This window comes from Streptomyces sp. NPDC059010 (assembly GCF_042740355.1).
Classification (GTDB): Bacteria; Actinomycetota; Actinomycetes; order Streptomycetales; family Streptomycetaceae; genus Streptomyces.
On the sequence record NZ_JBHYJA010000053.1, the window covers coordinates 72,453 to 78,826 of the forward strand.

Genomic DNA, 6,374 nt, shown 5'->3' on the forward strand with positions numbered 1-6,374 from the left:
TCGGACGAGGCGGCGCCCGAAAAGCCCGCCCGGTCAGCCCGTTCGCCGGTGGAACCGGAAGTGCAGTGCGCGGATGTCCTCCGTCAGCTCCGGCACCGGACCCTCCACCACCACACCCGGTGCGACCTCCCGGACCGGCAGGGTCCGCACCGGCGGCGCGGGCACCCCCAACTCGGCCAGCCACCCGGCCAGTTGCTCGGAGGAGGCGACGTACACGATGCGGCCGAGGCCCACCCAGGCGTGCGCGGCCGCGCACATCGGGCAGTGCTCACCGGAGGTGTACACGGTCGCCGCCGCCCGCTCCCCGGGCGTCAGATGGGCGGCGGACCAGCGTGCCAGCTCGAACTCGGGGTGCCGGGTACGGTCGCCCGAGGCAACCCTGTTGTGGTCCTCGGCGAGCACCGCGCCGTCCGCCCCCACGAGCACCGAACCGAAGGGCTCGTCCCCCTCCTCCAGCGCCTCCGCCGCGAGCTCGACACAGCGGCGCAGATACGGCAGTTCGGTGTCCTTCAGGACCATGGTGTACCACCTCGGAAATGTCGTTGACCGGTAAAGCTGTTGCCCCCGGCTTCGGCCGGTGCTGGAGTGATCCCATGGATCATGCCTCGATACTCGCCCTGTACGACCGGGATATGCGCGAGGGCGCACAGCCGGACAGCCCGGACGCCCGGGTCGAGCGGATCGGGCGCGTGGTCCGCCAGGTCTCCTCCGCACACGGGTGGAACGGCGTCGTATGGTCCGACCTGGACGAGACGAACGCCGACGCGGCGATCGCCGAGCAGATCGCCCACTTCACCGGGCTCGGCCACGAGTTCGAGTGGAAGCTGTACGGCCACGACCTTCCGGTGGACCTCGGGCAGCGGCTCAGGGACGCCGGGTTCACGGCCCAGCCCGAGGAGACGCTGATGATCGGCGAGGTCGCCGGGCTGACCCTGGACGCCGAGCCGCCGCAGGGCATCCGCGTCCTGCCGGTGACCGACACGCAGGGCGTCGACCTCGTCGCCGAGGTGCACGAGAAGGCGTTCGGCACCGACAGCTCCCGGATGCGCCACCAGCTGCTCGCCCGCCTCGCGGCCGACCCGGACACCGTGGTCGCCGTGGTCGCGCTGGCCGGGGACACACCGGTGAGCGCGGCCCGGATGGAGCTGGTGCCCGGCACGAGGTTCGCCGGACTGTGGGGCGGCGGCACCGTCGAGGCCTGGCGCGGTCGCGGCATCTACCGCGCCCTGGTCGCGCACCGGGCGCGCGCCGCCGTGGACCGCGGCTACCGGTACCTCCAGGTCGACGCGATGAGCGCCAGCCGCCCCATCCTGGAACGGCTCGGCTTCGCACCGCTGACCACCACGACGCCGCACGTGTACGTGCCGTAGCGGGAGCCCACCCTGCGTGAATGTCACATCCGCGCACGCCCGATCCGTCGCATGGTCATGACGACGAACCAGAACCACACGGATCAGAGCGACCGCAGCGACCACGGCGAGCGGAACGGCCGGAGCCGGAGCATCCTCCTCGCGGGCGCCAGCGGTGTCCTCGGCGGGCACATCACCGACGCCCTCACCGAGGCGGGCCACAAGGTCACCGGCCTCGGCCGTGGACCGGGCAACGGCATCCGGGCCGACCTGCTGGACCGCGACGCCCTGCTGCGCGCCGTCGACGGCCACCACTTCGACACGGTGATCCACGCCGCGACCGCGCTGCGCAGGCCGCCCATGCGTCACCGCGACATGCACGCCACCAACACGCTGCGCACCGACGGAACCGTCCACCTGATCGAGGCGGCGCGAGCCACCGGCGCCCGGCGCCTCGTCGCCGAGTCGATGGTCTTCGGATACGGCTACGGCGACCACGGCGACCGGGTCATCGTCGAGGACGACCCGTTCGGCCCGCGCGGCCGCAACCCGGAGCTGGAACAGCACATCGCGGCGATGCGTGTGAAGGAACAACTCACCTTCGAAACCCCCGGGTTGGAGGGGATCGCGCTCCGCTTCGGCCTGTTCTACGGACCCGGTGGCACCGACGCCCTCCTGCCCATGCTGCGCAAGCGGCAACTGCCCGTCCCCGCCGACCACGGCCGGGTCCTGCCCTGGATCGAACTCACCGACGCGGCCCGCGCGGTGGCCGCCGCGGTCGAACGCGGGCGGCCCGGCGAGGCGTACAACATCGCCGACCGCACCCCGACGGGCTTCGGCGCCCATGTCCGCCGCGTGGCCGAGGAGTTCGGGCTGCCGAAGCCGATGACCGTACCGCGGTGGCTGACCCGGCCCATGTCGTACGCGCACACCGTGATGTCGACGACGCTGCGGGTGTCCACGGCGAAGGCGGAGCGGGAGCTGGGCTGGACGCCCGCCCATCCCTCGGCCGACGACGGCCTCGCCGCGATGCGGGCCGCCGCCGGGCACAAATAAGGCCCCTGTGTGCCCCGTACCCCGTCCGTGCGTGCGCCGTGCCGCAGGGCAACGACGTACGACGTCAGCGGTGTGCCTTGGCCCGGTCGAGCGCGGCCACGCCCAGTGCGGCGAGGCCGATCTGGATGAGCCACTCGACCCAGTCGACGCCGTCGGTGTCGCCCACGTCGAGCCCGGCCGCGATGGCCGAACCGATCAGCGCGGCCACGATGCCGACGAGGATCGTCCACAGGACCCCGATGCGCTGACGGCCCGGAACCACGAGACGCCCCAGCACACCGATGATGATGCCGATCACGATGGCACTGATGATGCCCGAGATCTCCATGTCGCCCCTCTTCCTCCTGTCCCCGCAATGATGCGGGTTCCCCCTGGAGGGAGGGACACTCCGTTCCGCTTCAGTTGGTGGCCGGCACCGGGCCGCTCGCCGCGTCGGCCGCCGCCCATCCGGTGGCGGCCACCACCTCGGAGGCGATGTCGATCACCGAGCGGCCGTCCGTCATCACGCGCAGGACGTCCGCGGGCGCCCGCTCGTCCAGCAGCCGCGCCTTGCGGGCACTGCTCCTCACCTCCTGCTCCAGCTCGGAGCCGAGCTCGCGCCCGGTGAGCCGTAGTTCGGCGGTCTCGTCGGTGGCCGTGAGCAGAACCCGCACCAGCCGTATGCCGTCGCCCATGGCCCGGCGGAACATGGGCGTGGCCTCGTCGAGCACGCTGACGGTGTTCACATAGACGAGTCGCCGGTAGCCGAGCTCGGCGTAGTTGCCCCATACGGCGGCCAGGTTCCGCTCCGTGATGCCGGCCCGGTGAGCGTCGCCGTCCGGCGCCGGATGGACGGCTCCCATGAAGTCGCCGTCGATCACGGCGTGCGCGACCCGCACGGCCCGCAACCGGGCCGAGACCTCCCAGCCCACCGTGGTCTTGCCGACCCCGGCCCGTCCTCCGATGAGCAGTACCTCCGCGTGATCCATGCGGGCAGCGTGCCTGGGGGCGGGGACGGTTGGCGAACGGTTTTGGCTCGTGCCGTGTCTGATCAGTGCCGGTCGGTGCCGGGCGTGGGCGCGGGCGCCGGGTCCGTGGTCTCGTCGAAGCCCGAGATCAACTGGCCGTCCGGCTTCAGCACGACCTTCAGCCCGTTGTTCTCGCCGTACGCGGCACGGCCGTTCGCGACGAGGGTGTCGAGCCGTACGCCGTCCGCGAAGATGTCGGCCTCGTAGTGGTGGGCGGCGAGCCGGTAGACCTTCGCCGTGGTCACGCCGTCCGCCAGGGTCGGGGTGGCGACCAGGAGGCGATTGACGACCGGCTTGGGGGTGGGCCTGGGCTTGGCCCGCTCGATCCAGGACGTGACCTTGCCGTTCGGATGCAGGGTGACGTGCAGCCCGTTGTTCTGGGCGCGCGCGGCTACGCTGCCGTCGGTGTAAAGCGCCCCGTACTTGCGGCCCTTGACCCAGATCTCCGCCTCGTAGCGGTCCTTTCCGGTGCGGTACAGCTTCGCCCGGCTGACCTTGTCCGCGAGCTTCACCGTCTTCACGTGGACACGCTCGGCCTTGGACTGGTGGCTCACGTGGCCCACGGACTTGACCGGTGCCGTGGCCGGCGTGTCGGCGGCGAACGCGCCGGCGGCCGAGACGCCCAGTGCGGCGGTGACGCCGGCGGCGACGAGGGTGGTTCGCAGGGTGCGGGGGGCACGCATCAGTGATTTGTTCCTTCGATGGGGGTTCGTTCCGACGCGTTCGACGCTACGGACCGCCCATGACAGAACCCCATATGTCGTGTAACAGCTATTCGGCAGATAGCAGATAGAAGGGGCAAATAGATCAAATCAGCGCCGATTGACATGCAGGCATTTACCTGCATAACTTTGAGTGTGCGATCAGAGAGCGACCTCGCGATGGACAAGGTCTTCAAGGCGCTGGCCGACGACACACGCAGGCGGCTCCTGGACCGGCTGCGCGTGGACAACGGGCAGACGCTGGGGGAGCTGTGCGCGCGGATCGACATGGCGCGTCAGTCGGTGACCCAGCATCTGGCCGTCCTGGAGGCCGCCAACCTGGTCAGCACGGTGCGGCGGGGGCGGGAGAAGCTGCACTACCTCAATCCGGTCCCGCTCCACGAGATCCAGGAGCGGTGGATCGACAAGTTCGAGGCCCCGCGGCTGCGCGTGCTCGGGGCAGTGAAACGACGAGCCGAGGAAGCCATGACCGACAAGCCCACATTCGTGTACGTCACCTATATCGAGAGCACACCGGAGAAGGTCTGGGACTCGCTCACCGACGCCGACCTGACCGCCGCCTACTGGGGGCACAGCAACGTCTCGGACTGGCATCCGGGTTCCCGCTGGGAGCACGTCCGCACGGACGGCTCGGGCGTCGCCGACGTGGTCGGCACCGTCGTGGAGAGCGAGCGTCCGACCCGGCTGGTCACCACCTGGGCGGCGCCGGACGAGGAGGGCCAGGAGGACAAGTACTCCCGGGTCACCTTCGACATCCAGCGGCACGCCGAGATCGTCCGCCTCACCGTGACCCACGAGGACCTGCCGGACGAGAGTGCCCGCGCCGATGTGTCGTCCGGCTGGCCGGCGGTGCTGTCCAACCTCAAGTCGCTCCTGGAGACCGGCCATGTGCTGCCGCAGGAGCCGTGGCTCATGCCGACCCGCTGAACGGGACCGGTGGTGCGGGGCGCGGGCGTGGAAAGGCCGGTCCGCGGGTGCGGACCGGCCTGGGTGAGTTCCGCTCCGGCCGCCGCTACGGCCCGGAGGTGCTCTTCGCCGCCGTACCGGCGCACATCAGCCCGAGGATCACGGCCAGTGCGCCGATGATGATGTTGTTCACGACGACGCCTGCGTCCGGGCTGTCCCCGACGACCCACGGCGCGATGATCATCCAGACACCGATCGCGCAGCAGGCCCAGCTCAGGCCGTACATGCGTTCCGGAGCCCGGGTGAACCCGAGGGCCAGCAGGCCGATCGCGATCCCCACGACCAGGTTGTGGGGCACGAGTGCGGGCTGGCTCGTCGTGTAGTGGAGTATCCAGGGGGACACGGCGCAGTACAGACCGAGCAGGAACACCGGTCCGTCCAGCAGCGTCACATCACGACCCCCGAGCATGCGGGCGTAGCGATCCCGCATTTCGGATACATCGGGGTGGCTGGTTATGTCACCTCTGGTGGGCGAGACGTTGGCCATGACTCGTCTCCTTTGACTCGCAGGCCTGACCGCGTCTGGTGCGGTGTGCGGTTGGCGCCGCCTAGGGTCATTCTGCGCTTATTTCTTCTTTATGTGTAGAGGTCGACGGGTTCATGACGATGTAAGCGGAGACGCTCTCCGGAAAATCCGCGCGGTGTCGGCCCGTGGGTGTCGATCCGGGGGCGGGCCGTTCGTGTAGGAGGTGAGAGACCGCCACGACGCCACCACCGACGCCCGAGGAGGCCGTCATGAAGTACTACCTGCTCAATGTGATGCAGCCGGTCGAGGAGCCGCCCGCCCCGGAGGTCCTCGGAGAGATCGAGAAGAACCTCGACGCCCTCAACCGGGAGCTGCGCGAGGCGGGCGCCTGGGTGTTCGCCGGGGGACTGCACGGCCCGGAGTCCTCCACCGTGCTGCGGCCCCGTGACGGCGACGTCCTGGTCACCGACGGGCCGTACGCCGAGGGCAAGGAGATGCTCGGCGGCATCAGCCTGATCAAGGCACCCGACCTGGACGCCGCCCTGGAGTGGGGCCGCAGGCTGGCCCTGGCGACCACCCTGCCGATCGAGGTGCGGCCGTTCATGGGCGAGGCCGAGGACCGGTGACGGTCCCGGACGTCGAGGCCGTCTTCCGCGCGGAGTACGGCCGCGCGGTCGCCGGGCGGCGGCCCGCCCAGGCGGCGGGCACACACCGCCCGCCGTCCGCGCGCGGCCACGCCCCACCCCCCCCCACCCCCCCCCCCCCCCCCCACCCCCGCGCCCCGCGCCCCCCCCGCGAGATGAAACAA

The 6,374-nt window shown here is 70.7% G+C and carries 9 protein-coding genes; 4 read left to right on the plus strand and 5 right to left on the minus strand.

Going from position 1 to position 6,374, the window contains the following annotated elements:
• Positions 1-33: 33 nt before the first annotated feature.
• Positions 34-519 (minus strand): nucleoside deaminase, encoded by a 486-nt coding sequence (locus tag ACFWYS_RS39465; RefSeq protein WP_384780178.1) that lies wholly within the window; start codon positions 517-519, stop codon positions 34-36.
• A 74-nt stretch (positions 520-593) separates the two neighbouring features.
• Between ACFWYS_RS39465 and ACFWYS_RS39470 the strand changes: the two genes are divergently transcribed.
• Together ACFWYS_RS39470 and ACFWYS_RS39475 are read left to right on the plus strand one after the other, a co-directional pair.
• The gene (locus ACFWYS_RS39470; RefSeq protein WP_384780181.1) at positions 594-1,370 is read left to right on the plus strand and encodes a GNAT family N-acetyltransferase; all 777 of its coding nucleotides are present in this window, start codon (positions 594-596) and stop codon (positions 1,368-1,370) included.
• 57 nt (positions 1,371-1,427) lie between these two features.
• On the plus strand, positions 1,428-2,405 hold the full coding sequence (locus tag ACFWYS_RS39475) for an NAD-dependent epimerase/dehydratase family protein (protein ID WP_384780205.1): 978 nt from the start codon (positions 1,428-1,430) through the stop codon (positions 2,403-2,405).
• Between the two features lie 64 nt (positions 2,406-2,469).
• On the opposite strand, the gene ACFWYS_RS39480 is transcribed toward ACFWYS_RS39475, so the two are convergent.
• From ACFWYS_RS39480 to ACFWYS_RS39490, 3 genes are all read right to left on the minus strand, one after another.
• Complete coding sequence (locus tag ACFWYS_RS39480) at positions 2,470-2,733, minus strand: GlsB/YeaQ/YmgE family stress response membrane protein (RefSeq protein WP_384780184.1); 264 nt, start codon at positions 2,731-2,733, stop codon at positions 2,470-2,472.
• A gap of 70 nt (positions 2,734-2,803) precedes the next feature.
• Entirely contained in the window at positions 2,804-3,373 is a 570-nt protein-coding gene (locus tag ACFWYS_RS39485) for a hypothetical protein (RefSeq protein WP_384780187.1), read from the minus strand.
• A 62-nt stretch (positions 3,374-3,435) separates the two neighbouring features.
• Positions 3,436-4,095 (minus strand): hypothetical protein, encoded by a 660-nt coding sequence (locus tag ACFWYS_RS39490; RefSeq protein ID WP_384780190.1) that lies wholly within the window; start codon positions 4,093-4,095, stop codon positions 3,436-3,438.
• Positions 4,096-4,293: 198 nt separating this feature from the next.
• Between ACFWYS_RS39490 and ACFWYS_RS39495 the strand changes: the two genes are divergently transcribed.
• Complete coding sequence (locus ACFWYS_RS39495) at positions 4,294-5,061, plus strand: ArsR/SmtB family transcription factor (RefSeq protein ID WP_384780208.1); 768 nt, start codon at positions 4,294-4,296, stop codon at positions 5,059-5,061.
• A gap of 85 nt (positions 5,062-5,146) precedes the next feature.
• Here ACFWYS_RS39495 and ACFWYS_RS39500 read toward each other — a convergent pair whose 3' ends face one another.
• Positions 5,147-5,587 (minus strand): SPW repeat protein, encoded by a 441-nt coding sequence (locus tag ACFWYS_RS39500; RefSeq protein ID WP_384780193.1) that lies wholly within the window; start codon positions 5,585-5,587, stop codon positions 5,147-5,149.
• Positions 5,588-5,835: 248 nt separating this feature from the next.
• Between ACFWYS_RS39500 and ACFWYS_RS39505 the strand changes: the two genes are divergently transcribed.
• Positions 5,836-6,192, plus strand: a complete 357-nt coding sequence (locus ACFWYS_RS39505; RefSeq protein WP_384780195.1) for a YciI family protein — start codon at positions 5,836-5,838, stop codon at positions 6,190-6,192.
• Positions 6,193-6,374 lie beyond the last annotated feature (182 nt).